The sequence below is a fragment of the Candidatus Nitrosotalea okcheonensis genome (assembly GCF_900177045.1).
In the GTDB taxonomy this organism is placed as follows: Archaea; Thermoproteota; Nitrososphaeria; order Nitrososphaerales; family Nitrosopumilaceae; genus Nitrosotalea; species Nitrosotalea okcheonensis.
The window spans coordinates 235,222-260,979 of record NZ_LT841358.1 but is presented as its reverse complement, the minus strand read 5'-3'; the positions used below and the strand labels follow the sequence as shown (position 1 = coordinate 260,979).

Annotated in this window: 33 protein-coding genes; 17 read left to right on the top strand and 16 right to left on the bottom strand. The window is 38.6% G+C overall.

What is annotated here, in order from left to right:
- Positions 1–5: 5 nt before the first annotated feature.
- Positions 6–2,198, bottom strand: coding sequence for an elongation factor EF-2 (locus BQ3481_RS01620; protein WP_157926670.1), 2,193 nt, complete (start codon positions 2,196–2,198; stop codon positions 6–8).
- A 244-nt stretch (positions 2,199–2,442) separates the two neighbouring features.
- Here BQ3481_RS01620 and BQ3481_RS01615 point away from each other — a divergent pair, with 244 nt between their 5' ends.
- Positions 2,443–3,264: a menaquinone biosynthesis family protein gene (locus tag BQ3481_RS01615; protein WP_157926669.1), complete on the top strand. Its 822-nt coding sequence runs from the start codon at positions 2,443–2,445 to the stop codon at positions 3,262–3,264.
- A gap of 30 nt (positions 3,265–3,294) precedes the next feature.
- On the top strand, positions 3,295–3,573 hold the full coding sequence (locus tag BQ3481_RS01610) for a hypothetical protein (protein WP_157926668.1): 279 nt from the start codon (positions 3,295–3,297) through the stop codon (positions 3,571–3,573).
- 99 nt (positions 3,574–3,672) lie between these two features.
- Here the strand turns inward: BQ3481_RS01610 and BQ3481_RS01605 are convergent, their stop codons facing one another.
- The gene (locus BQ3481_RS01605; protein WP_157926667.1) at positions 3,673–4,770 is read right to left on the bottom strand and encodes a radical SAM protein; all 1,098 of its coding nucleotides are present in this window, start codon (positions 4,768–4,770) and stop codon (positions 3,673–3,675) included.
- Between the two features lie 82 nt (positions 4,771–4,852).
- Between BQ3481_RS01605 and BQ3481_RS01600 the strand changes: the two genes are divergently transcribed.
- On the top strand, positions 4,853–5,251 hold the full coding sequence (locus tag BQ3481_RS01600; protein ID WP_157926666.1) for a VOC family protein: 399 nt from the start codon (positions 4,853–4,855) through the stop codon (positions 5,249–5,251).
- A 195-nt stretch (positions 5,252–5,446) separates the two neighbouring features.
- Here BQ3481_RS01600 and BQ3481_RS01595 read toward each other — a convergent pair whose 3' ends face one another.
- Together BQ3481_RS01595 and BQ3481_RS01590 are read right to left on the bottom strand one after the other, a co-directional pair.
- Positions 5,447–6,859 (bottom strand): PEFG-CTERM sorting domain-containing protein, encoded by a 1,413-nt coding sequence (locus BQ3481_RS01595; protein WP_157926665.1) that lies wholly within the window; start codon positions 6,857–6,859, stop codon positions 5,447–5,449.
- A gap of 49 nt (positions 6,860–6,908) precedes the next feature.
- The gene (locus BQ3481_RS01590) at positions 6,909–7,304 is read right to left on the bottom strand and encodes a hypothetical protein (protein ID WP_157926664.1); all 396 of its coding nucleotides are present in this window, start codon (positions 7,302–7,304) and stop codon (positions 6,909–6,911) included.
- A 91-nt stretch (positions 7,305–7,395) separates the two neighbouring features.
- Between BQ3481_RS01590 and BQ3481_RS01585 the strand changes: the two genes are divergently transcribed.
- Positions 7,396–8,901: a SagB/ThcOx family dehydrogenase gene (locus BQ3481_RS01585; protein ID WP_231911826.1), complete on the top strand. Its 1,506-nt coding sequence runs from the start codon at positions 7,396–7,398 to the stop codon at positions 8,899–8,901.
- Here BQ3481_RS01585 and BQ3481_RS01580 read toward each other — a convergent pair.
- Positions 8,894–9,340, bottom strand: a complete 447-nt coding sequence (locus tag BQ3481_RS01580) for a DNA polymerase ligase N-terminal domain-containing protein (protein ID WP_157926662.1) — start codon at positions 9,338–9,340, stop codon at positions 8,894–8,896. The two genes, BQ3481_RS01585 and BQ3481_RS01580, sit on opposite strands and share 8 nt — an antisense overlap.
- A 73-nt stretch (positions 9,341–9,413) precedes the next feature.
- Here BQ3481_RS01580 and BQ3481_RS01575 point away from each other — a divergent pair, with 73 nt between their 5' ends.
- Positions 9,414–9,614, top strand: a complete 201-nt coding sequence (locus BQ3481_RS01575; protein WP_231911825.1) for a DUF3311 domain-containing protein — start codon at positions 9,414–9,416, stop codon at positions 9,612–9,614.
- Positions 9,611–11,089, top strand: coding sequence for a sodium:solute symporter family protein (locus BQ3481_RS01570; protein WP_157926660.1), 1,479 nt, complete (start codon positions 9,611–9,613; stop codon positions 11,087–11,089). The genes BQ3481_RS01575 and BQ3481_RS01570 overlap by 4 nt, the downstream gene beginning before the upstream one ends.
- Positions 11,090–11,138: 49 nt before the next feature.
- Here BQ3481_RS01570 and BQ3481_RS01565 read toward each other — a convergent pair whose 3' ends face one another.
- Positions 11,139–11,699 carry a TATA-box-binding protein gene (locus BQ3481_RS01565; protein WP_101009891.1) on the bottom strand — a complete coding sequence of 187 codons (561 nt, stop codon included), beginning with the start codon at positions 11,697–11,699 and terminating at the stop codon, positions 11,139–11,141.
- Positions 11,700–12,214: 515 nt separating this feature from the next.
- On the opposite strand from BQ3481_RS01565, the gene BQ3481_RS01560 reads away from it, so the two are divergent.
- Positions 12,215–12,571 carry a hypothetical protein gene (locus BQ3481_RS01560; protein ID WP_157926659.1) on the top strand — a complete coding sequence of 119 codons (357 nt, stop codon included), beginning with the start codon at positions 12,215–12,217 and terminating at the stop codon, positions 12,569–12,571.
- An 11-nt stretch (positions 12,572–12,582) separates the two neighbouring features.
- Here the strand turns inward: BQ3481_RS01560 and BQ3481_RS01555 are convergent, their stop codons facing one another.
- Positions 12,583–14,028 carry a Vgb family protein gene (locus BQ3481_RS01555; protein WP_157926658.1) on the bottom strand — a complete coding sequence of 482 codons (1,446 nt, stop codon included), beginning with the start codon at positions 14,026–14,028 and terminating at the stop codon, positions 12,583–12,585.
- 163 nt (positions 14,029–14,191) lie between these two features.
- On the opposite strand from BQ3481_RS01555, the gene BQ3481_RS01550 reads away from it, so the two are divergent.
- Positions 14,192–14,716 carry a hypothetical protein gene (locus BQ3481_RS01550; protein ID WP_157926657.1) on the top strand — a complete coding sequence of 175 codons (525 nt, stop codon included), beginning with the start codon at positions 14,192–14,194 and terminating at the stop codon, positions 14,714–14,716.
- A 531-nt stretch (positions 14,717–15,247) separates the two neighbouring features.
- Here BQ3481_RS01550 and msrA read toward each other — a convergent pair.
- On the bottom strand, positions 15,248–15,697 hold the full coding sequence (gene msrA, locus BQ3481_RS01545) for a peptide-methionine (S)-S-oxide reductase MsrA (RefSeq protein WP_157926656.1): 450 nt from the start codon (positions 15,695–15,697) through the stop codon (positions 15,248–15,250).
- A 145-nt stretch (positions 15,698–15,842) separates the two neighbouring features.
- Here msrA and BQ3481_RS01540 point away from each other — a divergent pair, with 145 nt between their 5' ends.
- Positions 15,843–16,646: a zinc ribbon domain-containing protein gene (locus tag BQ3481_RS01540; protein WP_157926655.1), complete on the top strand. Its 804-nt coding sequence runs from the start codon at positions 15,843–15,845 to the stop codon at positions 16,644–16,646.
- 77 nt (positions 16,647–16,723) lie between these two features.
- Here BQ3481_RS01540 and BQ3481_RS01535 read toward each other — a convergent pair whose 3' ends face one another.
- Entirely contained in the window at positions 16,724–17,998 is a 1,275-nt protein-coding gene (locus BQ3481_RS01535; RefSeq protein WP_157926654.1) for a hypothetical protein, read from the bottom strand.
- 2 nt (positions 17,999–18,000) lie between these two features.
- Positions 18,001–18,477 (bottom strand): MarR family winged helix-turn-helix transcriptional regulator, encoded by a 477-nt coding sequence (locus BQ3481_RS01530; protein WP_157926653.1) that lies wholly within the window; start codon positions 18,475–18,477, stop codon positions 18,001–18,003.
- 76 nt (positions 18,478–18,553) lie between these two features.
- Here BQ3481_RS01530 and BQ3481_RS01525 point away from each other — a divergent pair, with 76 nt between their 5' ends.
- On the top strand, positions 18,554–18,763 hold the full coding sequence (locus BQ3481_RS01525) for a hypothetical protein (protein ID WP_157926652.1): 210 nt from the start codon (positions 18,554–18,556) through the stop codon (positions 18,761–18,763).
- Positions 18,750–19,289 (top strand): hypothetical protein, encoded by a 540-nt coding sequence (locus tag BQ3481_RS01520; protein ID WP_157926651.1) that lies wholly within the window; start codon positions 18,750–18,752, stop codon positions 19,287–19,289. The genes BQ3481_RS01525 and BQ3481_RS01520 overlap by 14 nt, the downstream gene beginning before the upstream one ends.
- Positions 19,290–19,302: 13 nt before the next feature.
- On the opposite strand, the gene BQ3481_RS01515 is transcribed toward BQ3481_RS01520, so the two are convergent.
- On the bottom strand, positions 19,303–19,815 hold the full coding sequence (locus tag BQ3481_RS01515; RefSeq protein WP_157926650.1) for a tetratricopeptide repeat protein: 513 nt from the start codon (positions 19,813–19,815) through the stop codon (positions 19,303–19,305).
- A gap of 248 nt (positions 19,816–20,063) precedes the next feature.
- Between BQ3481_RS01515 and BQ3481_RS01510 the strand changes: the two genes are divergently transcribed.
- A complete protein-coding gene (locus BQ3481_RS01510) occupies positions 20,064–20,687 on the top strand; it encodes an HAD hydrolase-like protein (protein ID WP_157926649.1) in 624 nt (207 codons plus the stop codon).
- A 393-nt stretch (positions 20,688–21,080) separates the two neighbouring features.
- On the opposite strand, the gene BQ3481_RS01505 is transcribed toward BQ3481_RS01510, so the two are convergent.
- Positions 21,081–21,452, bottom strand: coding sequence for a hypothetical protein (locus BQ3481_RS01505; RefSeq protein WP_157926648.1), 372 nt, complete (start codon positions 21,450–21,452; stop codon positions 21,081–21,083).
- Between the two features lie 286 nt (positions 21,453–21,738).
- Between BQ3481_RS01505 and BQ3481_RS01500 the strand changes: the two genes are divergently transcribed.
- Together BQ3481_RS01500 and BQ3481_RS01495 are read left to right on the top strand one after the other, a co-directional pair.
- Positions 21,739–21,894 (top strand): hypothetical protein, encoded by a 156-nt coding sequence (locus tag BQ3481_RS01500; RefSeq protein WP_157926647.1) that lies wholly within the window; start codon positions 21,739–21,741, stop codon positions 21,892–21,894.
- A gap of 43 nt (positions 21,895–21,937) precedes the next feature.
- Positions 21,938–22,141: a hypothetical protein gene (locus BQ3481_RS01495; RefSeq protein WP_157926646.1), complete on the top strand. Its 204-nt coding sequence runs from the start codon at positions 21,938–21,940 to the stop codon at positions 22,139–22,141.
- 27 nt (positions 22,142–22,168) lie between these two features.
- Here BQ3481_RS01495 and BQ3481_RS01490 read toward each other — a convergent pair whose 3' ends face one another.
- The gene (locus BQ3481_RS01490; protein ID WP_157926645.1) at positions 22,169–22,432 is read right to left on the bottom strand and encodes a hypothetical protein; all 264 of its coding nucleotides are present in this window, start codon (positions 22,430–22,432) and stop codon (positions 22,169–22,171) included.
- Positions 22,433–22,492: 60 nt separating this feature from the next.
- On the opposite strand from BQ3481_RS01490, the gene BQ3481_RS01485 reads away from it, so the two are divergent.
- Complete coding sequence (locus BQ3481_RS01485) at positions 22,493–22,699, top strand: hypothetical protein (RefSeq protein ID WP_157926644.1); 207 nt, start codon at positions 22,493–22,495, stop codon at positions 22,697–22,699.
- Between the two features lie 305 nt (positions 22,700–23,004).
- Here BQ3481_RS01485 and BQ3481_RS01480 read toward each other — a convergent pair whose 3' ends face one another.
- Positions 23,005–23,367 carry a hypothetical protein gene (locus BQ3481_RS01480; protein WP_157926643.1) on the bottom strand — a complete coding sequence of 121 codons (363 nt, stop codon included), beginning with the start codon at positions 23,365–23,367 and terminating at the stop codon, positions 23,005–23,007.
- A 59-nt stretch (positions 23,368–23,426) separates the two neighbouring features.
- Here BQ3481_RS01480 and BQ3481_RS01475 point away from each other — a divergent pair, with 59 nt between their 5' ends.
- Positions 23,427–24,239, top strand: coding sequence for a hypothetical protein (locus BQ3481_RS01475; protein WP_157926642.1), 813 nt, complete (start codon positions 23,427–23,429; stop codon positions 24,237–24,239).
- A 3-nt stretch (positions 24,240–24,242) separates the two neighbouring features.
- Here BQ3481_RS01475 and BQ3481_RS01470 read toward each other — a convergent pair whose 3' ends face one another.
- A complete protein-coding gene (locus BQ3481_RS01470; RefSeq protein ID WP_157926641.1) occupies positions 24,243–24,449 on the bottom strand; it encodes a hypothetical protein in 207 nt (68 codons plus the stop codon).
- Positions 24,450–24,573: 124 nt separating this feature from the next.
- Here BQ3481_RS01470 and BQ3481_RS01465 point away from each other — a divergent pair, with 124 nt between their 5' ends.
- Positions 24,574–24,825, top strand: coding sequence for a YbhB/YbcL family Raf kinase inhibitor-like protein (locus BQ3481_RS01465; protein WP_157928422.1), 252 nt, complete (start codon positions 24,574–24,576; stop codon positions 24,823–24,825).
- A gap of 497 nt (positions 24,826–25,322) precedes the next feature.
- Here the strand turns inward: BQ3481_RS01465 and BQ3481_RS01460 are convergent, their stop codons facing one another.
- The gene (locus tag BQ3481_RS01460) at positions 25,323–25,754 is read right to left on the bottom strand and encodes a hypothetical protein (protein WP_157926640.1); all 432 of its coding nucleotides are present in this window, start codon (positions 25,752–25,754) and stop codon (positions 25,323–25,325) included.
- Positions 25,755–25,758 lie beyond the last annotated feature (4 nt).

The window sequence follows — 25,758 nt, the reverse complement described above, 5'->3', positions numbered from 1 at the left end:
CATTTTTACTCGCTGTCGACGTATTCGTCTGGAGTTGGCACTTCGGGTGCAAGTCCCTTTCTCTTTCTAATGTCAGCAATTACTTTGGTTAGGATTGAGTTTGGAACTGGAGTCCATGCCTTAAAGTGTGTATTCCACATGGCGCGTCCTGCAGTCTGTCCTCTCATTATCTCAGACAAGTCAAATGTCTCAGATGCCGGAAGCTCACCAGATATGATATGTATGACACCTTTTTGTTCCATGTTTAGTACCTTGCCTCTCTTACCAGATATTACACCTGCAACGTTGCCAATCATTTCCTGCGGTACACGTACTTCAATTCCAAGCATTGGTTCTAGCAATACCGGTTGTGACAAAAGCATGACACCTGTACATGCCCTTCGAGAGGCTGGTCCCAATTGTGACAAGCCCCTGTGAGCTGGATCTTCGTGTGGAACAAAATGATGGAATGTAAACTTGCAACCTCTCACCTGCTCTCTTGCAAGTGGGCCCTCTTTTACAGAGTCTTCAAAGCCTGACAAGATAGAGTCAGTTGATTCTCCCACAAACTGGACACCCTTGGTTCCGTCGACCATGACATTACCTCTGATATCAAATCTCATGACACGTTTTGCCTCATCGCCGTCCCAGCCCGCCGCCTTTAGTATCGTAGCAACTTCTTTCTTGTCCTTGTACTCATTTAGTGTTCCATTTCGTATCATTTCAGCAATTTTTTCATCCAGTGGTTCAACCTTCATGAATATTTTGTTATGTCTGTTAGGTGACTTGGACATGATTGGTCCCGCACTGCTTCGAATTGTTTCACGATAATTTATCAATGGCTGAGATGTTACAATCTCTACCTTGGCATCAGCAATAAGTGCAGTGGCAATTTCAAGGTGCAACACACCCATGCCCGCAATTACAGTTTCACCGGATTCCTCATTTATTTTTACAACCAAGTTAGGGTCTTCAATTGTAATACGATTTAATGCCTCAACTAATTTTGGTAAATCTTTAGGATGTTTTGGCTCTACTGCAATTTGCACCACAGGTTCTGATACATAATGAATTCCCTCAAATGCAGGAATGCCTGCCACGGAAGACAGTGTTTGACCTGCTCTTGCATGTTCCAATCCAAGAAGCGCAGGGATGTTTCCTGCAGCAAGTTCGCCTACCATCTCTCTTTGGTTACCCATGAAAAAGTTGACAGACTGGACTCGGCCCTCTCGTTTTGAGTCAATCAAATGTATGCGGTCACCATCTTTTATTTTGCCAGAGAATAAACGTCCAATTGCCACAGGGCCTGCAGCGGGGTCTACAGTCATGTTTACAATCATCATTACAGCAGGACCATTATCATCACAGTTCATGAGTGCTTTCCCAATATCAGAGTCCAAGTCACCCTTCCAGATTTTTGGAATTCTGTATTTTTGTGCAACATCAGGTGACGGGTGGTGCTTTACAACCATTCCAAGTACTGCATCATACAACGGGGCTTTCTCTGCGAGTTTCTTGACATCGCCGCCTTCAGAGTATGCTTCGTAAATATCCTTGAATGAGATTCCTTTCTTTTTCATCACATCTGCATTAAATCCCCACTTGTCCTTTGCAGAACCAAATGACACACTTCCATCCTGTATGCTTACCTTCCATTTTTCCTTGTACTCTGGTTCTGCATAAATATCGATTAGCCTGTTAAAGTTGGTTATGATCTCAAGCAGCCACTCTTGCATCTTCTCCGGAGGCAGTCTTAGTTCCTTTATGAGACGGTCAATCTTGTTAATGTAAAGAACAGGTTTTACTCTCTCTTCTAATGCCTGACGAGTCACGGTTTCAGTCTGTGTCATGATACCTTCTACCGAATCAGATACAACTACTGCGCCATCTATTGCCCTAAGACTTCGAGTTACTCTGCCAGTAAAGTCAATGTGTCCAGGAGTATCAATCATGTTAATGACGTATTCCTGGCCTGCTTGTTCGTAAAGCAATGTAACGTTTGCCTGGACAATTGTCATCTGTCTGTCTTGTTCAAGTTTCATTGAATCAAGTGCCAAAGCCTGGCCTGCAACAGATGGGCTGATAATTCCACTAGAAGCTAAAAGGCTGTCACTCATGGTTGTCTTTCCATGGTCTACGTGAGCTATGACTCCAAAGTTTCTAATATTTTTCTTGTTACCAATAATACTTAGAATTTGATCTGTTGCCTTGAATTTCATGGTTTAGCTAAATCCTTTTCCAGCCGCTATTAAACGTTTAGAAGAATTATAAAAAAAATCAATGGATCATGGAAGAACTAGCATGTCATGATTTTTTGCATTTGCACAAGCAAACATCTGTTTTTATTTCAAACAGACATAATAATTTGCAGACAAGAGCTAGATCAAAAACAGATGATGATCAATGCCAATTGAAATGATCCCACAAACTTGATTTTTATAATAGACACAAAAATCATTAATCGTGGATATTACAATAGGTCACACACCTGATGCAGACGATGCGTTCATGTTCTATGGAATGTTAAGCGGTAAGGTTACCTCACCCTTTTTCAATGTAAAACATGTTGTGGAAGATATTGAGACCCTCAACAAGCGTTCCCTAAAGCATGAGCTTGATGTAACAGCAGTCTCTGTCCATGCTTGTGCATACCTTGATGATTATACCATATTGCGAAGCGGGGGCAGTTTTGGAAAGGGATATGGTCCAATCGTAGTTGCAAAGCAAGACATGGATGTAGAAAAATTGCAAAGATCAAAGATAGCAATCCCTGGAAAGCTTACCTCTGCATTCCTTCTTTTAGAGCTCATGATTGGCAAGTTTGACTATATAGAAATGAAGTTCAGTGACATTCCAGACGCAGTGGCAAGCGGCAAGGTGGATGCAGGCTTGGTAATACATGAAGGGCAGATCACATATGATCAAAAGAATTTGGTAAAACTACTGGATGTAGGTTCTTGGTGGAGGGACAGCACGGGAGGCTTGCCAGTTCCACTTGGAGTAAATGTCATGAGCAATCATTTTGGAATTGATGTCATCAGAAAGTTTGACGCATTTTTTCGCGAGTCAATCATATACGGAATGGCAAGGCCAAGTGATGCACTAGATTACGCGATGCAATATGGGAGAGGACAGGCAAAGGAGACAATTGACAAGTTTGTTCGAATGTACGTCAATGATGTAACAATAGAGATGGGTATTCTTGGAGAGCAGGCAATAAGAAACCTGTTCCAGTTTGGAATAGAAAAGAGTCTGGTTCCAGAATTTGAGCTTCGGATAGCTTAGATTATTTACCTCTAGTCTCAGATTATTCTAGTGGACAAACGTGTCTTTGTACTAGGCATTGCAATGCTTGTAACAGGCTTTTCAGTTTACGGATATCTAAATGAGAATGTTCCAACTGGCAAGACAGGCATGTCGCAAGACGAGATAGATGCATTGAACCAGGCGGAGATAGTAAATGCAGGACTGGAAAACATTGCAGCAATGATTGGCGGCATAGGTTTTTTCATCGTGCTGATAAGTATTGGTTTAAAGCGCAGGAAAAAAGGAGGAGATGGAAAACCAGTTACACAAAAACCTGCAGAGATTTAAAACCGCGATACATGTCAAATACTGTAGAGCATCCATTCAAGAGTAGAATTACGCACACATCAGAAAACCGTCAATTATTTTCAGTGTTGTGTCAGGTTTCTAGAATTTTTTTAAAATGTTAAAAAATGTGTCTCTCTGGACTGGTTCTCGTCCAATTTCTTTTATCATGTTTGCTAGCTCGATTATTGAAGAGTTTGTTCCCTTGCCTGCTGCGCGATAAATCTCCTCAGAAAAAGCAGTACCAACCAAGTCATTTCCGCCATATGTGAGTGCAACCTGAGCAAGCTTTTTTCCCAGCGCAACCCAGTATACAGAAATGTTGTCAAGTTGATTTGCAAGCATAAGCCTTGACACTGCAGTAACCCGAAGATCATATGTCGATGAACTCTCCGAGGTCACCAGCCCCTTCTTTTCAAGCTCTGTATTGTCAAGACTGAACTTGAGCGGTATCAATGTAAGAAATCCCTTGGTCCTCTTTTGGACCTCCCTAATTTTTACAAGATGATCAATAATGTGTTCAGGTTTTTCAATATGTCCAAAGAGCATAGTCACATTGCTCTTTATTCCAAGATTATGAGCCTGCTCTATTGTATCAAGCCACTCTTGACCAGAGCACTTGCCACGAACTATTTTGTTTCGTATGTCAGGGTGAAATAGTTCTGCACCACCTCCTGGCATGGTATCCAAGCCAGCTGTCTTTAGTCTAGTCAGTACTTCTTTTACGGAATTTTTTGTCAAGCGTGCTAGGAAAAATATTTCTGCTGCAGTAAGTGCCTTGATATGCATTTGAGGATGACTGGTTTTTATTGTTTTGAACATTTCTTCGTAATATTCAAGTGGAAGATCTGGATGAAAACCTCCAACAATGTGAACCTCTGTTGCACCCAAGTTTTTTGCCATTGCAACACGACCCTCAATATCTTTTGCAGATAATGCGTATGCATCAGATTCGTTTCCCTTTCTGTAAAATGCACACATTTGACAGCTTGCTGCGCAGACATTTGTGTAATTCAGATAATATGATGCTGCAAATGTTACTTGTTGCCCAACCTTTTTTTGCCTAATCAGGTCTGCTGCTGCACCAAGCATGTATAGATTGTCATATGACATTAGCTCAATTCCGTCATCATATGTTAGATCTTCTCCAGCAATTGCTTTCTCAAGTGCCCTTGATTCCTTGACTAGTTTTTCCAGCATTGGTACTACTTGAATCCAGTATCAATATAAGATTAACATGTCATCCATTAGATTATAGTACATGTGCAATACCACAATTTTTGTGAAATTGCACCATATTGGCATCGTAGTTGGTAACATAAAGCAATCCATTGGCGAACTCAAGAACTATCTTAATTTTGAGACCACAAGCACAATAATGCCAGTCGGTAGCCAGAAAGTCAACATTTGCCTCTTAAAGATAGGCGATCCATTCTTGGAGCTAATAGAACCTGCATCCCCAGACTCGGCAATTAGCGAGTTTGCAAGGTCGGGAGGCGGAATACACCACTTGTGCTTTGAGGTAAAAGATATTGAGGTAGAACTAGAGTCATTTGCAAAAAAAGGTGCAACCATTCTCGTAAATCCCGTGAGAGGTTTTGATGAGCGTCGCATTGCATTTGTAGATCTTAATACAAAGAACACAAAATGCGGCCTTGTTGAGCTTTTGGAAATGAGATAAACCGCAAAAAATATTTCATTTACAATGCCAGAGATAGGTTTTGATAAAAATATTTTTCAGGTCATTCTGTGACAAAATATTTTAGGTGATTCCCAAAAATTATTTCGTGTGGACTATCCAGTATAGAGTATTTCGACAAATAGTTGTTTCTGACAAAAAGGTGTACTAGATGAATCACAGAAATGGTTACTGACTTCAGCCGGTATTCAAGCGCAAGTTAGATCGAAATGATATTGCAATTATGGAAGTTATAGATACAACTAGTACAATTGATGCAAGCGGACCAAACTCTGGAACAAATGTGGTGCTCTTTGAGAAGACAATGGTATGGTTTCCACTCTGTCCTTCCTCCTCCTGCCATACCATGTATACGGTGTTGTTCAGTGCTGCCATTTGACTTTCGTATGACTCGCTTTTAGAATGGCTCAGGTTTGTTGGGCTTTCAAATGTTGTACCCCCATCAGAGCTTTTTGTAATCAAGATGTCAAATTTTCCAAATGAGCTGTCGACCCAGCTCACATAGATGTTTCCATCAGATACAATCTGTGGCCATCCAGATGGGCCCAGATTGTTGCTTAGATTTATCGGCTGATCAAAGGTATCACCATTGTTACTACTCTTTGCAAAAAAGACATCATAGTTTATGCCAGACATGGTCTGGGTCCACGTTACATAGATATTATTTTTCCATACAGCAAACTGTGGATATCCTGAATCCCCCTTGAGATTACTAATGTCAACAGGTTTTTCAAATGTTGCTCCACCATCAGAGCTTTTTGTAAAAAATATGTCGTAATTTCCCGAGGTGTTGTCCATCCATACAGCATACACGTTATTTCCAGATGAAATAACTTCAGGCGTTCCTGATTGTCCGGTGGTTGTGCTTATGTCAATTGGTACATGAAATGAAGCCCCCGAGTCGCTACTCTTGCTTAGAAACACCTCATAGTCCCCCTTGCTGTTATCCTCCCATGTCAGATAGACATCATTTCCATCTGCAGACAGTTTTGGAATTCCAGAATTTCCCATATTGTGTGTCACATGTAGAGGTGCGCCAAATGAATTTCCTTGATCATTGCTTTTTGCAAATATTATATTAGTAGAGTTGTCTGCAGATTTTTCAATCCAAGAAGAATAGACATTGTTCCCAGACATTGCAATTTGTGGAAATGCCGAGAGTTGTGACCCGTCGCTTAGTTGAATTGGTTTTTCAAAACTAACGCCGCCATCAAGGCTTCTTGCCATCAATATAGTCGAAGTACCAGACAAAGATGACTGCCATGTCACGTAAACATGATTGTTTTTTTCTACAAATTGCGGATAGCTTGACTGTCCCGTGGTGGTCGAAGATAGATTTATCGGATTGTCAAACGTATACCCACCATCAGTACTCTTTGAAAATAAGACATTAGACTTTCCAGACTCTGTTTCAGTCCAGATTGTAAAAATGCCATCACTTGAAACCAGCAAGTGTGGCAACGCAGAATTACCAGAGACAGAACTAATACTGATAGCATTTGTAAATCCAGGCGACTCTACTTGTGCAAAGCTTTGTCCAATTCCTGCAAGCACAGACAAACTCAAAATTATTGCAATTGAAATTTTCATGTATTTATCACGATTTGCCAGTATAATATAGTAAGCATGTAAGACAAAGTTATTTCAGATCCACCTTGTCAACTATTAGGTTTAATTCCATATGATCCGTCGTGCTTACGGCATTAGTGAGATGCACCGTGAGTATTATTTGGCGTTCCGCGCCATCAATTATTAACCTAGTTTTAACCAGTATTGGCTTAAAGTCGGCATTTGGGCCTAGCATAAGTTTTGGAATCTCTGCTGAGATTGACATGTCTTGTGTGAGTGCTTTGATTTTATAGGCCACAGTATCTGTAAAATACACACCTCCCCTAGTAGTTGGCCTTCTCACAGGAATTGTAGACTTGGCAATAGATATTTTTTGAACAGGGTATGATTTTTCTTCAACATGTGTGGTACAGGACAGATTCTGTGTCTCCGATAATTTCACCAGTACGTCTTCGTTTTCTATCATTTACAGCATATTTAAAAAAATCAACCACTAATAATCTTCTGCTTGTCACAGTTACGATACTTTTACAAGATCAATTCCATAGATGGTATCTGTGCAAAATTATGAAATCGAGGCAGCCTGGCACTATCACAACGGCACAAAACACCCAAACGGGATGCTACTCAACAGGTTTCATGTATACCACCCTTCTCACAGACCAGTACCTTACAAAATTTACAAGAACATATCACAAGTTAACATTCCATTAGATAAAACCCCAGTAGGGATTTCTGCACTTGTTGCAATATCCAGAGAAAATAACTACAGTCATACCATTTTAGATCTGTGGGTACTTGGAAGGATTCTCTATTTTTCATCAGGCATTACAAAAAAAATAAAATTCCAAGGACTCGGAGAGATGGATTTTCGTGCAGCCTCTTGTACTGGTGCACTGTACCACATTGAAATTTACATCATCTGCAATGACATCCCAGGACTGGGTGCAGGAGTATACCACTTTGATCCAAAACACATGAAATTGGATACAATACGCCTAGGAGATTTTAGAAAATTCATATCAAGTGCTACTGCAGAGGAACAATCCACAAGCCAAGCTACAGCAATTCTGGTTTTCACGGATGTCTTTTCTAGAAATTCCATAAAATATCAATCACGTGAATACAGGCATGCGTTTTGGGACAGTGGAACAATACTTGCAAATACACTTGCCATCACATCTGCCCACAAGATTTACTCAAAGATAATCACAGGTTTTGTAGACTCCAAGATCTGCCAGTTGCTAGGATTGAATATTACTGAGGAAGCACCTATCGTAATCGTATCCATAGGGCAGACGGTACAGGAAGCACCGACATGCCCACCCTTGCAAGAAATCAATATGGATGTAGCCTCGTCAGACTATGATATAGAATATCCAGAGATTAATGCCATTCACGAGTCATCCTGCCTTTTAACTGAGGCAGAAGTGACATCATGGAGGCGCCAAATCACATCGGAGGAAAAATATTCGGCCAAACTCATTCCGCTTGGAAAAAACATTGCAGTTCAAGAACCCCTAGAGAAAACAATAATCAGGCGTGGTTCTACAAGAAAGTTTTCACCAGAGCCCATAACACTTGATCAGTTGTCAACCATACTCAATCAGACAACATCTAAAACAAATACAGACTTTACAAGCCAGGGTTCACTATCAGACATCTACATCATTGCAAACGCGGTAGATGGACTAGAGTCTGGCTCATATTATTTTGTTAAAGAAAAAAACTCCTTGGAACAATTGCGCAAAGGTAATTTCAGACATGCATCAGGTAATTTAGGGTTGGATCAAGACCTACCACATGATGCAAGTGTTACAATTTTTCTCCTCTCAAACCTTGATAAGATTTTGAGGCATTTTGGAAATCGCGGTTACAGAGTTGCCCAGCTTGATGCAGCAATAACAGGAGGCAAGATGTATCTTGCATCATATGCACTGGGTCTTGGTGCGACAGGACTGACATTCTATGATGATTTGGTAATCAATTTCTTTTCTCCGCATGCAGAAAACAAGGAGACCATGTTTTTGATGGCAATAGGAAAAAAAGAAAAACCTACCTAGAATCATACTTCATCTTAAAAAACAGCCAGTTCTTTTCTTCAGCCTCAAAATGTACAAGGCAGTATTTTCCCTGTAGCCTGGAGCCATGTATATTCACAACTATTTTCCTGTCACTGTTTTCCACAATTTCAAATGTCCCCCCGTCCCAAATTTTGACCAGACCCGCCCCATAGTTTCCCGCTGGAATTTGACCCTCAAATAATGCATATCCTACAGGATGATCATCAACTGATATTGCCAAGCGTTTTTCGCCAATTTTTTGAGGAGGCTCTTTTGGCAATGCCCAGCTTTTCAAGGTGCCATTCATCTCAAACCTCAGGTCCCAGTGTAGTTTTGAGGCATGATGCTCCTGAATGACATAGACAGGCCTTTCTAGTTTAGAATAATCATGATTTTTTACAACATCATGACAAAATGATTCTGATGGCTCATCTTCCACGGTAGAATATAGTGACTGTCATATTAGAAGAATTCTGAATGCTTATATTTTTACGGCCCAGTTCAAGATGGATATGCATTCCAAAACTAGGTACGTCATACTTGCCTTGCTTATTTTGATACCGTCGTTTGTGAACTTGGGAGTGCCCATATACAACATGGATTCACCAGAGTTATTTGGACTACCGTTTTTCTACTGGTTTCAAACATTTTGGCTTGTAGCATGTACCGGATTTTATTTCATGTATGCCAAGATAGTGGAGAACAAATCATGATAAGCTCAGATATTATCATTGTATTTGTTTCACTGTTTATCATATTCATTGGACTAGGATTTTATGGCAAGTATTGGAGAAGAGGAGACCTGAATCATGTTCACGAGTGGTCGCTTGCAGGAAGAAATCTTGGAACAACCTTGGTATTTTTCCTCATAGGTGCGGATTTGTACACTGCATACAGTTTTGTGGCAATTCCGTCTGGAGTATTTGCAAAAGGGGCGCTATACTTTTTTGCAATTCCCTATGTCATGTTAACTTTTGCAGTGGCTCTAGTTGCAATGCCCAAGCTCTGGACACTTGCAAGAGAAAAGGGATACATCACGGCATCAGATTTTGTCAAGGATCGATTCAATAGCAAAACACTTGCAATCATGATTGCGGTTACCGGAATTGTTGCAGAATTGCCATATATCGCACTCCAGATAGTTGGAATGCAATCAGTGCTCACTGTAATGCTTGCAGGATATGCCAATTCTCAAATGGTTCAAGAGATATCGCTTCTCATTGCTTTTGTAATTCTAGCAGCCTTTACATACACAAGTGGTTTGCGCGGTGCAACCCTTACTGCAATATTCAAAGACATACTGGTATGGATAACAGTAATTGTAGTCATAGTGGTAGTACCAATCAGCATAGGAGGTTTTGGAAATGCATTCAAGGCAGCAAACAGCAGTTATGTCACACTACCAGAAAATCTTGTTCCAGCATATGCTACCCTCATTCTTGGCAGTGCACTTGCACTCTATCTCTACCCACATGCAATAAGCGGAGTACTTAGTGCCCAAAGTGCTCAAAAGCTTCGCAAAAGTACTGCATTATTACCGCTCTATGGAATTGGACTGGCAGTGCTTGCACTGATGGGAATACTGGTTTATGCAGTTCCAGACGCAATGAAGTTTTTGTCAGGATTTCCCGAGAGTTCACGTGGGATACTTGTAGTCCCCTCACTTATCCTGTACTCTCTTCCAAGTTGGTTCTCAGGTGTTGCCCTGCTTGGAATTTTCATAGGAGGTCTTGTACCTGCAGCAATCATGGCCATGGCCCAAGCAAATCTCCTGACTAGAAATATAATCAAGGAAGTAAAGCCTAGTCTCTCAGACAAGTCAGAAATTAAAATTACAAAAATTTCATCAACTGTTTTCAAATTCATAGCTTTAGGGTTTGTATTTTCTGTTCCAGCAACTTATGCAATATCGCTTCAGTTGCTTGGAGGAATACTCATAGTCCAAATTTTACCTGCAGTCTTTTTTGGACTACACACAAAGATGCTCAAAAAGACACCCCTGATAATAGGTCTACTTGCTGGGATATCATCAGGCATACTCATGGTAGAAATGGCAAATAATTTTGGTCCATTGACATCATCGTTACTAAAAACAACATTTGGTCCAATATACATAGCAGTGATTTCACTTGGAATCAATCTTGCAATATCATTTGGCGGAAGCATGATGCAAAAAAATAGATCATAAACACAAGAGTATGATATTATTTATAAAAATTTAGAGAGTGGTTTTACGATTACTCGTATTCCATGAGTTTCTTTTCTTCTAGTAATGTGTGAAGATTGTGGACTGCACGGTAAACTTCGGCCTCTTTCTTTGTTCCGGTACACACTAGTTTTCCAGATGCAAAGATTAGAACCACTGAGCGCGGATCAAGCATCCTGTGTATCAATCCAGGAAACTGTTCTGGTTCATACATACTTCTTGGAAGACTTCGTGCGGCCTTTTCCAAGTGAACCTTACCACCAAGACTAACAGAAGCTACAATATTCTGAATGGTAATCTCGGGATTCTTTTTTATTTTTATCTTGCCTTTTCGAAGTCTTTGCACTACTGTATTTACAGCATTTACTGCCGCCTCTTCTGATTTTGAGCCAGTACAGACCATTTTGCCCGAGCTAAAGATAAGTGTCGCAGTTTTTGGAGACTTTAATCTAAAGACAAGGCCTGGAAATTGTTCAGGGTGGTATTCAACGTCCGGAAATTCTTTTGTAATTGCCACAAGATCAATTTTTTGGTCCACGGAAGCAGAGGCAACCACATTTACGATGTCGACAATAGGTTTTGTTTGCGGCATTTAAATAGGTTATAAAGTGGTACCATATATAACCAATTACATAACTACCATGACTGGAAAGGTAAAAGATCTTACAGCATGTTTTGAAAACGAAAAACTTCGATCAAAAAACTGATCGTGTTTTACAAATTGGTGTAATTTTCCAAATAGGTTGAAAGGCACCAAGACAACACATTTACTAGATCTAACAAAATGCAGCGAACCACAGATTGTAATAGCACTAGTTTTATTTGCAATCAGATTAGATCATGTTTTTGCATAAACAAAATACCAGACAAGGACACACATGGAAAACTTTAGAGGTTTGTTCCAAGGCTCAGTTTTTTCAGACATGTAACAAGTTTTCACCATTCATCAAGCAGAACAAATTTATCAAGACATAACAATGACAGTGTCAAACAATATTATTGTAAATGGATCTTTCCAGTATCACGCATTCAACAATATTCAATATGAGAAAAAACAAGCAGGAATTTTCATGGTATATATTTTGGGAAAAAAGAATTCAATAACAAATGCATCATAGCAATTCTCATGAAAGATCAAGAGATGCTGAAACCAGGAATTCTGACGTATCAAAAATAAAAAATGAAATGGAGACTGCAGACAAGATATTTTACAAAGAACTCTCAAGTAAGTACTTTCTTTTGGATAAATTTGGCATAGGCCAGTTAAAAGACATGTGTAACAATCTGCTTGGCAAGGGTCCAGATGTAGAATATTACGAAGACCAAATAACAAAGAAGAAGACCGAGTTGCCTCAATACAAGGAAGATTTTATTCATTTCATCATAGATGAGTTCCGATTTGCCGAGATCAAGGAGTATGCTTTAAAAAAAGGCATAGTTACCAAACACTTTTTTGAGAAATAACAGTCACAAAGTTATGTCAGGGGTATAGACAGACCGAAAAACTTGGTGGTTGTCACCAAGCCATCTGATGCACTTATTCCAACAGTATAATTTCCAGGCGCAACCCCATCATTCCTTATGGATAAGTGTATAATATTATCATGAGGTAGAGTCACTACATTAGAGGAAAACCCCACTGTCAGATTTCCAAGTTCGGCAGTAGGAGTAATTGAGCTTGACGCATTCAAAAATATCCTGTCAGAACTATGGGTATCACCTGTGATTTTCAAATCAACAACATTGGCATCATGATATCGTAATGTCATTTCTGTTGTATTGAGATTTATTGTAAATGGTATGGTAACATGTCCGTTTATCACTCCAATCTTATCCGTGTTCCATTCAGAGAACCAGAGAATTTTTTCATCCATAGGATCTTGCGAAATATTGAGAGGATAAGTAAGATAACCATCTTTTGGTAATGACGGTATCGAGTATTCTGTCAATGTTTTATTGTATACATCAAAGCGCCCAATTTTATTTCCCTGGTGTTCGTTGAACCACAGAATTTTTGGATCATAAATTCCTCTAATCCAGAAGGGAAGTGTGGTAGTACCGAAAGTATTTTGTGATGTTGGATATCTCGTAATTTTTCCGCTATCAAGATCATAACTTGTGAGAAAGCTGGTGCCATGTTCGGTCAGCCACAAAATATTCTTATCGACAAACAGATCAGTCGGGGATGAAAATAGCGTATTATTGTCTGGCGGGATTTCTCGGATGACTGAAATATCTTTTGTGGTATAATTACTCTGGTCGATTTTATACTGGAAAATATTTTGAGAGCCCACATTGGCCACCCATACAGAATCATTTTGTAGAAATATTCCTGCAGGATTGGCATGAGGAAGTGTATCAAAAGTAGAAACAGAATAAGTGTCATTTTGTGATTTTTCTATGACGCCAACTGTGTCTCCACGCAGTGTAGTAAACCAGATTTTTCCATCCATGGCATCTTTCATCTGAAATGGAGCCCCAGTTTCAGACAAATACGAATCAAAGATGTCGCGTGATGGGTCAAATCTCCAGATTGTTTTGGTTCCCAGCGGAGAAAACCAGATCTTTCCATCACCGCCTTGTACAATAGCCCAAACCATGGCAGAAGTGGTGCCCGGGTTTTCGTATGATGCTGTCCCACTTTTGATCTCATATCTGTTCACCTGCCCACTGCGTGGATCAACTGAATAGAGTGTGGCATTCTTTGACGTAACCCAAACCAACCCTGACTTGTCTACAACCAATCCATTTGGCGCAGAACCTGGAGGCAAAGAATATTCCTTAACGAAAGGATCATTTCGAGATACAACGTTTGAAGGCAACACTTTATCTCTAAAATTCTGATCAAGATATACAAACAAGATTATCATCATTGCAACTATTGTAACCGCTAAAATTTTTTTAGATGCCAACTTGTTCAATATTAAATTGACAGTATCCGTCTTTATTAGTATCTCAGATCCCGTTAATTTTTCTACAGAATTCAAAGTTGTACATATTTGGCAATCATGATATCAGATTGACGTATTTTCCAATTTGGCAAACAGAGGCAACGTAATATATCAACACGCCAGATATTACATCATGAGAAAACGATTCTATCTATTGTTACCAATATACCTAAGCTTCTTTATCGGACTTGGAATATATGAAATAATTCATCCCCCTTTTAGCACAGACTCTTCAAGGATTGGAGATTATGAAGTCCAGGTTGGAACCACTCCTCCTGTTCCAGAGGTAGGAAAAGATACAACTCTACACTTTCTAGTTCTTGATCAGAATGAAAACCCAGTTGATAATTTCAGAATGGGTGTTCAAATTTATTATAACGACGAAATTGTAGGCACGTTTCCTCCCGCAAACCATGATTATGGAAAATGGGATTTGGATTACACATTCAAGGAACCTGGAAATCATGTAATCAGAGCCAGTCTTGTCGATTTCAAAAATGGGGGAACGTTATCATACACATTCAATGTAGGCGTTCTTAATTTCTACATGAATGTGTTTACATATCTAATAATAGCAGGCCTATCAGGTGCTGGAGGAATCGTGATTGCAATAATCTTGTTTCAGAAAAAACTTTGGTTCAAGAAAAGTAAAACATAGGGCGTGGTCCTTCATTGCAGGGATGTTTGGAGATTACCTCCTTTGGAATCAACGCCATTGCGTGCATTCGTCTAAGATTCCTGCCAGACCACGCATCGTCAAGCCATCTGTAGTGACTCTACGATCACATATATAATATAATTTTAAATTATTTAAGAATTGATGTTAAAAATACATTTAGAAAATCATTACATGAGATATTTCTAGAAACATTGTATTTTTTTAACAATTGTCATATATCATGACAAATACCAGGTCATTTCACTATTCAAGCATGTTCCAGAACCGAGAATAGCGAAACAGACCAACCCAACCAGATATGAAAGAGGCGATAGATAACGCAAATAATAGATATATCTCCCTCTTGCGATGCGCCAGATCAAGATTTAGAAAAATAAACGCGCCCAGTCCTATCAGGCCAAAAAAAAGTACCAGTCTACCAAGTCGCTTGAAATTCAACTAGTGACACACATCCACGACCTGATATAAAACGGATCTGTCTTGTAAGAATTTCACAAACCATGCAAGAGGTTACACGATTCCACATTTGTCATAATATTGCTGATGGTATTCTTCTGCCTTGTAAAATTCTGTTGCAGGTACCACCTCAGTTACAATCTTTTTCCTAGTTCCAGATTTCTCAATGTATTCTTTGGATTGTAATGCCTCCATTTCCTGCTCCGGAGTATGATAAAAAATGGCAGATCTATATTGGGTCCCAACATCAGGCCCCTGCCTATTCAGTGTTGTCGGGTCATGATTGTTCCAAAAAATGTCTAGAATTTCACCATATGAAATCTTGGATGGATCATATTCTACTTGTACAACTTCTGCATGGCCAGTCATGTCGGTACAGACATCCTCATAGGTCGGATTTTTTGTCTTGCCCCCCATATAGCCAACACTTGTTGACGTGATTCCATTTTTTCTAAAAACATGTTCTATGCACCAAAAACACCCTGCGCCAAAAGTAGCTTTCATCCACAACACAATATCCAGACAAGAATTAAATTCTATCTAAAAGGTTTACCCACATTTTTTCACATTATTCTTACCACGTTTGTGAAAGACATCAAATCAAGCAAATGAAAACCTCTTTTAATCAGTGGATTATATTTACTGATTCATGAATAAAGAATTAATCGAACTGGTGGAACAATTGACAGAGTTTGGTTATGGAGATTCACTTAGGTTAGATTCAATATCTAAAAGATTACAAAATGAACAGCCGTTATACCCGTCAGATCAGAAATATGTAGACATGCTAGTTTCTAAATATCTTTATCCGCATGAAGAGGAATCCGAAAATACAAGAAAGATAGGATCACTAGAAAACAAAATACAGAATGTAAAACAACGATACGGGGGTGAGACCAACCCATCAACAGATACTAGTCTTTCTGATTTATGCCCCAAATGTGGTTCGCCAGTACCAAGAATGTTTAGTTTTTGTTCAAAATGCGGAGCATTTCATGATGAACATAATTTTATTGATACACGTAAAGATCAACAAAAAAAGGAAAAACGTGATCACAGTTCCCAGCAAACATTTCAAGACACATCAATGAAATCGTGTATTACATGCAGTTCAAAAATATTCAAAACGCATGAATTTTGTCCCATATGTGGAGCACATCAAGGCAAAAACAAGTTAAAGGACACCAAAAAGTTCCAGTCAAAACAGAAAAGATATGCAGGGATGGCAGCAGCTGGAATAATATCCATCATAGTAGGCATCATACCAGCCATATCTTTATTCCAATATTCATCACTTTGCAGTTCCATCATTGGACAACTTGCACAAACTTTCAATTTACAGATACTAGAATTATGCAATCATATCCAGATCATAATCATAGGCGGCGGTATACTCTTCATAGTGGGAATAGTTTTGTTAATAGCCAGGGCTGTTAAAATAAGAAGGTCCTAGAGAAAATTTTGCTGCGCTAGACATAATGAAGAGTTGAAAGTTTTTAGAATTTTTTCAAGCACTCCAAGTCTTAACTATCACCTAGAAAGAAGATACAGAGAACTTATCACGTCTTGATCAGATGCCCTACCACCAGCCCAGAGACACAGTGTTGTCTTGTCAGGGGTTGGGACCACAGAATCTCCTTGTACAGACAGCACACCATTTAAAGCAAGATATTTCATGCTAGAAGACAACTGGCTATCTGATATTTCACCAGCACACCAGAATCCCACTGTCTTCTTGGTCCAGGATGGAATATGACTCTTATCTGCCAATACAGTTACCACAAATGTCTTTATCACAGAATTTCCATTTTGATCCTTTGCGGCACAAGTCACTGTTGTTGTTCCCATCATGAAAAAAGAACCAGAGATTGGATCACATATTGGCGCCTGCAGACTAGACAACAACGTAGAGTTTACATAGTTGACATTTGTTCCAATCGAGTTTGTCGCATAAAATATCAGCGTACTAGGAGCCAAGCGTTGTGTCCCACCTGAACCATAGTTGTAAGAGGTACCAGAACCAGAGCTTGAATTAGGCACCCCACCCGAACCAGAGTTGTAAGGTGTACGATACGAGCCTCCGCCCACTGTTACAAATACACTTGAGGGCATGGATGGATCATTGAATCGAAATTCTAATGTCGAGCCCATCTCTACAGGAAACCCGGCTATTGACTTTGGTATCTTGACATTTACCTCAAATGTACTAGTATCAGGTCCAGTCTCCCTCATAGTATACGGGTTGGCTTGGAATGCACTATCTGATAATGTGGTTTGCGCTCCGCCCATATGAACCTCAATCATGCTAAGTGGAATGTCATCAGGTGTCTGGGAATCAAGGTTATAGTTTGGTGCATATATGTCCAGTTTGAAATATTGTCCAATTCTAACATTTGGTGAAGAGCTTTGTACAGGACTTGATGGTGCACTTGACAGAACTGCAGACTGGGTAACATCAGTAGGATTTCCAGAATAGTCTGCTCGCTGGTGGTATGTCATGACAACAACATCTCCACTTTGTAGTGGTTTTCCATTAACAGAGTCTGGCAGTGTAAGCTCGAGCTGAAAAACTCCAGTATCTATTCCAGTTTCCACCATTTCACCTGGCCCAGATATTGGAACTCCGTTTATTGTAAAATCAACAAGTCCAGATGTAGATATCTTCATCACTGCACGATGATCAGTGGACAAGTTCGAATCAGTCACATAAAAAGTCAGAATGGCTCCAGGTGTTGCAGGTTCTGCATAAGAAAGAGACATTGGTAACAAAAGCATCATGATAAGAAATGCTTTCAGATTGGACATATTCATGAAACACCCTTTCCAGATGCAGATCTTATTTCATTTATTACAGAATCAGAATTTGCAATCAAGGATTTTAGAACTGTCCTAGTGATACGTATATCGCTTTCAGATATGCCGCGATAAATCATCTTTCGAACCTGGAGAATTATAACAATTATAGAGTCCACTGTTGATTCAGCTTTTTTTGTAAGAAATATCCTGTTGTTTCGTCTGTCCTCAGAGTCTGCCATTCTTTTTACCAGGCCATTTTTTACCATCTTATCTATCACTGGTACAAGTGTACTTCCATCAACATTAATTTTTTCGGCGATCTCTTTTTGTGTTGGTCCATCAACAATATTGAGAACCAGGATGACTTTCCATTGTGCAGGAGTCAATCCCAGTTGTTTTTTCATCTCTATTTCTGCAAGCCGCTCCTGGGATTTTGCTGCAAGTGCAATCAGTGTTCCTATGCTATCACTGAGATCGAGTTTACGCATAATATCTATGGCATACACTTGTATACAAATGATTGGTATACCAATAGTTATATACTAACACGTCAAATATTACACCATGTCTGCGCCAAAGACATGCAGTGCCCTTATCCAGACAGCACAAGGTAGATCAGATAATGCATATGATGGATTTCAATTGATTGCGTCAAATGACACAGAAATGGCATTTCAAGACAAATTTACATTTACAAAACACATAGACTACAGAAAGACTTTCGAGAGTCACATCAAAATTTTATACAGGATAGGAAGTCATGCAAAAACATGACAAGAGATCATTACAGTCTGTTCTTTTCATCATCATAGTAGTAGTTACAGTCTTTTCGTTTCCATCATCGTATGCTGACAGGATGATCACGTTGCAAAAAGTTTCTGACGTAAAAGAAGAATCTTTGCTCAATACAATATCAAACGTGTCACAGTATTCCAAGATATTTCCTGACAATGTAAAATATGTCAAGATATTAGACAACAACACAAGACTTGTGGACATTAATGCAGGAGTAAATGGCATATTTTTTGACACCCAGGCAATATGCAAGACTGATTCGAATGGAAATTATGTAGTTGAGGTAGTTTCAGGAGATCTCAAGGGAACTACTATGATTACCAAACTAGAAAAAACATGGGGTTTTCATGGTCAAAAAGATGGGGGGACAATTGCAAACATCTCCTTAGATGTAAAGACATCAGGACTATTGGCATGGATGATCAATTTTGTTCCAGACAGTTCGGTCTCAGATGCCCTAGAATACGGGTTTGACAGGTTTGTCCAGCAAGCACAAATACAATAACTTTAAGCAAGTTTTATTTTATTGCGCTAGTCTTTTTGAGAAGTTTTGGTTTTAGCTTGGTATTGTTTTTTAAAAGTTCTAGTGCAATTGTTTTATTGTTCAATGCCAAGTCAAACTTTTTGTCAATCTTTAGTGCAGCATTAAAACATTTTATTGCATCTTTTAGCAAACCAATTTCTCCCAATGAGAGACCCTTGTATGCCATTGCCAATGCATATTTCGGTTGGATCTTTAGTGTCTTGTCATAACAATCTATTGCATCGTGAAATTTTCCAAGCGTGTGTAGCACCGAACCCTTGTTTACAAGAGCATCCAGATTGTTTTTTTCAATCTCCAGCGCCTCGTCATAGCATTTTATTGCTTTGGAGTGCTTTCCAAGCGTTTGCAGTGTAACACCCTTGTTTATCATGGCAGTGATGTTTCGGGGTTCCTTGAATAAAATTAGATCATAAAATTCTAGTGCTAGAGTATACTTGCCTTCTTCACATAGCTCGTATGCCTCATCCAAAAGGGAGGATTTCATCATCAAAGGTTAAAATCTGTAGATATTATATTTTTAGAATATCTTATCACAAGTACAGGTCAACGACAAGTAAACGAAATACAGAGTCAGGTTTGCGCGATCAGAAAAAGCTAGTTGTAGATATCAAAAACATAGTACAGATTCTAGATATCTGTTCCACAAATCAAGAACAATACACAGTTTATTGTCCAGTAAATAATGAAAAACCTAATCCACAACAATCTTTAACGGCAGTTTCTTGCGAAACTTTAATGCACACAATAATCTTTGATTTTGACGGTACAATAGCAGATACGCTGTCAGTAGTCATAAGAATTGCAAACAAGTTTGCAGATCATTACGGATACAAAAAAATTCCACTCAGTGACTTGCCAAAATTACGAGAAAAAAAACCAAGTGCAGTACTAAAGCACCTAGGAATATCAATATTCAAACTTCCAATCGTTGCAAGAAAGATAAGATTTGAGATGAATAAAGAAATCATCAATCTAAAGACAGCGGTGGACATAAGAGAGACGCTTGTACACCTCAAAGAAAACGGATGTGTCCTTGGAATATTGACCACAAACTCCAGAGAGAATGTAATGGAATTTTTAAAGAAAAACGATTTGGAGTTGTTTGATTTTGTCTATTCAGGGCGAGCAGTCTTTGGCAAGAGCAGACTATTGAAAAAAATGATGAAAGAAAAAACTATTCCACATGAAGATCCAATCTACGTAGGAGATGAGATAAGAGATGTGGAGGCAGCTAAAAAGGCAGGAATCAGAGTGATAGGAGTGTCATGGGGATACAACAGTAAAAATGCGTTGCTCAAATTTCATCCTGATCATGTCATAGAAGAACCAGAAGAACTCAAATCCATCATCTTAAACTAGAATCATACAAAATTAACAGCATGGCTGAATTGTAATAAGATTAGATTATCAACAGGCATATAGGCGCTGGCATTTGGTATGTGTACTTGATTAAAAATTTCAGATTTGTTGTTTTATTGATGGTATTTTGGCTGCAAATCTGTAGCATATTCCCTTACAAGCCATTTTTAATCACTAGAAGATACTGAACGAAGAATACGTTGCATTCCACGGCTTCTGCATGTAATACCGTTGGCTTTCACAACGGTATTTGTGCTACCACATTCAAGGCAGATTCTTATCCTTACTGTTGTCATTTACAGATCAGCCCATGGATTCAACATTATCGGTAAATATAGATACATGCAAAAATTGTTTTCAGATTCAAGGTCAGAAAAAAGATCATCGTGTGGTTTAGTCCGAATCAGCAAGAGGCGTCTTAATTGGTGTCGTATACGGTTTTGTTACTGTAACTCCCTGATCATCTGTTACTACTACATTATTGTTTGTGTCAATGTTAGACGGCGACAACCATACTTTTTCCCCAGGATTTAAAACTGGAATAATATCTGCCTTGGTGCCATGTCCATAATCTACCCTGACATTTGTAAGTGGGGCCTTGCCCGTATTTTGAACCATGACATGCATGTCGGTACTAGTCCCTGTTTGTATCACAGGATTTAGTAGTAGTGCGTATTGCGGAGTTGACTGAGAGACTAGTATGATAACTATGGCAATCATAACTGCACCTCCTCCACCAATCACTCCATACATAATAGGTTTCACAGTGGATCATCTACCTATGTAGCAATGCTACTATTAAACATATCTGAATCCTTTCAACTAGTAACGATCAAAAATGTACCACATTATTTACATTTGAAATTCTTTTTTCACGCTATCCTTAGAGATTGCTATTACTCCAACATCTAGGACCAAAGTGCTAATCAGTTTCAAAAATCTTATTCTTGTTTTAGGCGTATCATTAGAAAACTTAAACTCGGAGATTTTCAATTTGTTTCTCAAATTCAAACGTTTCAAAAGATTATTTACCTGAGGGTTGGGCATACTCATGTCTCAGATAGGTGATATATCCAGAACCATCACATCATCAGAGATGTTCCACATAATAGTAACCAATGAAAAAAACGAGAGTGTTGTAATCCCCGCCAAGGAATTGATAAACAAGTCAGTTTTAATACTGCATTTCGATTCCAAGAAAAACTAGCTTTCAAGTTAGTTTGAAATAATACGTATTATTTATTCAATCAATGAGTTCCGATGTAACAGATGAGGAAAAAAAATCATTGACGCCAGAGTCGGGATTTGACTTGTGTGGAATTGACTACTTTGAATCATTTGGAAGAAGGCTTTACTTTATTGCGCATTATGAAAGATACCAAGATGCATTACAAGCAAAAAAAGAGCGAGACAGGCCAGACGAGTATTTGGTTTTGTACAAAGGCTCTACGTAATATTATTTTACCATTATTTCGTACAATTCATTTGGTTTTTGGATTTTGTTTTTTGTGAGACATGTCTTTGAAGATTCTTACAGCTTCAAGGTGTGAGCAGTTTGCTTTCAATCCCTTTCCATGATGAAACTTGTAGAAATTCTTAAACCCCTCACAGTCACAGCTGTCTGATGTCACCATGTATGATTTGGAGGGATCGCTAGAGGATTTTACTTGGTATAGATCATTGTCAATCATGACTACGCCATTTTTTGCAAGGGCCTTGGCCTTTTTTATTGTATTAGCACTCATGTATACTTCAATGTGTCTCAATTAAATAATCCTTAAGTTTTTTCAACATAGATGAATAGCATGCCCAAAGAACCAGAAGATGAAGAGTCTGAGATAATAAAACAAATGTTTGATGAGATAATGAAAATGATTCGTGAGAAACACATCAAGTTGGAGACCATCATTCAGAGAACTATTGAACATGGGACCATGCAGCAAGATTCGTTTAACCGCATGTATCACACCCTCACAGAATATGGTAAAAAGAAGCAATGGTTACCATCCTAAAAGAAATCCAGATGTGAAACTAGAGAGTCATGACATACATGTTTCAAAGATCCAAAAAGGCTTAACACTATTCATAAAAATAAAAAAATTGGAGAGGTTTCTTTGGTAGGACCTCTCCAAGAAAGTAATCTTGCCTGGTCAAAATGCTGACTAAGAGACACAAATTATGTGAAGTACATATTGACCTAACTTTCAGTTCTAGTATAGACATTAGTGAATATAGAATTCTTTCAATAGAAAAGCTTAGTTTTCACAACATTAGCTTATAAAAAATAATAATTGTCATAAAATAATTTTCTATATGGCTATAATTTTACGTTCAGGTTTTTTATCTTTTGGATTATCTCATCATGTTGTGATTCTGGTTCAGTTGATAGTATCAAGAGTCCATCATCAAGAAACAAAGTGATAAGTTTTACTTTTTCTTTGGATGTTATCATCCAGTTAGTCTTGCCCAGTTTTTCATTAAACATTTCATCCCATGATGCTTTGACAGAGGCTTGATAGTGTACCATGTTACTTAGTTCTTCATCAAGCAATGGTGCTGCATTTGATTGCCTGACAAATGTGACCAATTTCCTATCCTTTATCCTGCCAACAAAACGAATTGCATCATCAAGTAGTAGGATCTGACCATATGGATCTGCGGGCTTTATGCGCTGGGCCAATTATTGGACAATAGGTCCCAAAGGAAATTTAACTCTATGCCATCATACAAAAACAAATCATGCCAAATGAAATTGATGCTACCATATTAGAAAACATAGTGGAAAAATACCATCTCGATAAAAAAACCATGTTTTTGATAAACCGGGCTTGGAATAGAATAGATGCAATAGACGAATCGGAGACATTTGGATATGAGCCTGTTGAAGAATTTGAGAAAAAATTATCACACCTAAACAGGATAAAGGAAAAAACAGTCGAGGCATTCAGGCCATTTGCAGACACGTATCACACATCCCTTTGTGCCGCCATGGGAATTCCCATGATGCGTTCAATAGAAAGGTCAAAAAAGATAGGAAATTATGAAGTATTTCATGAGTTATTTGGACTGACAAATGCAAAAGCCAAGAGGTTCGGGCTTGCCGCGCTTTATTCGTCAATCCAAGGTCAGAAAAACAAGGTGCACGATACATACAACATAGTATTTGACAGAGACTCCCCGTGGACATACCGAAATGAGGCAGAACATATGGAAGAATATGCAAGATATCATTTCAACAGCTACATGATAAATCAGGTAATAGATGAAACATCAAACCCATTTGTTCCAGTGATTGAACTATACGAATATGGTGTGGCAGATTGCATATTCATGCAAACAGAGCAGCATGGAACAATTAGAGAAAGACTAGCAACATTTCATCCAGTCAGCATCCCAAAGATAGGAAATGTTATTGCAGTACACATGACAGATGATGAAAAACTAGTACACTATAGAAGGTGGGGAGATCCATATTTTACAATCAATTCGATCAAGGGACAGACAGAATTAAGAATAATTGGAATTGCAGATCAGCGATTTATTTCAGATTAAAGTTTAGCTCAGATTGGTAAGATCTTTTTTCCATATTCTAACACCATCAACGAAGACCTGCTCTGGCTCTTCAAATACTGTATGCCACCTACCATCATGGGGAAAAAGTTTATTCATTTCTTTTATCTTGTCGTTTGTTGGAAACGCATTGGTCAGTGCTCCCCATCTCATGTTTGGAACTTTTGGCATTATTTCATTGATGTCTTTCATGGTACCATATAATGATAAAACAACTAATAAAATACTATCTTATTTGGGCGATGTTTCTTTATCGGTTGTTCATTCCTAAAAATGAGGCTTAAACAACCTATAAAGTAACAGTACCGTTTGGAACATTCCTTCTTCCAAGACCGAATTTGCAAAAGGTGAAAAGTTTGATTTTCCACAAGGACGTACTGGTTTTGAAACACCAGCGTATGGTGGCCCATGTCCTCCGTCAGGTACTCATAGATACCTTATCAAAATTTACGCGTTGGATGCAGAATTAGATCTTACTGAGGGATCAAGTGTAACGGATCTCCAAAAGGCAATGGATGGGCACATTATTACAGAATCTACTCTAATGGGAAAATATTCTAGAAACTAGGTCAAAATAAAAAATTAAGGAAAATGAATTTGTAGCTACTCCGATCATCTTACTGCACATTTTCTGCCAAGTTTTACTCACAACATGTCCCGGACTCGCACTGACTGTCAGCAAGAGAACCCAAGGGCTCGTCATTATGGATTTAATTCATTTCAGGGTTCCAAAATAAATCCAAATGAAGACTTGAAATAATTCAGTGATAAAAAATAGTAGAAAGATTCTTAAAAAAAGAAAACTAATTTGATGAGTCTCATTCATAAGGTCTCAACGGATCATGGGATTCCCCTTGAGAGAACCCACGCCTTGGAAGACAAATATTTTCTTCATTTTTCTCTTATATGTCTCCAACATTCTACTAGTATGTATTACATCGTAGATTGTTGACGCCTTCTATAATTCTCAGATTTCTGACATGGAGCCCAGTTCCTGTTTCTAGGTGGTTATGTGGCTGTGTTTTGTATCTTTGTTTTTGATTATCTACTTGCATCGAATGGATCCTAATTCATCCTACATCTTAAAATTTTGTGAAATGCATTATGAGAAGATATGATGCCCAGAGATGCTATTGCAGATCCTATGAAATTTCTTACTATCATTATCATGTTTGGCTTGGTTGCAAAAAATGATATGCCAAATATGACATGGGAATTGTCAAGCATCCATAGCGCCAGTGTTATCCATGAAAGTATGCCGGCGGTTAGATATCCAATTCTTGCCTTCTTGAATACTGCTATGATACTAAAACTGATTGTAATATACCATGCAGTGGATACTATCAGCCACTTTGCTTCATATGCTTCTTTTCTGTCATCTATGAAATAGCACATGGTACCTGTAATGGCAAGAAAAAATAAACAAAAAATCAGAATCTTGTGATTTGTAGCAAATCTTGTCCTGCCCTCATTTTTTGGTTCTACACCTTTCACCATTTGC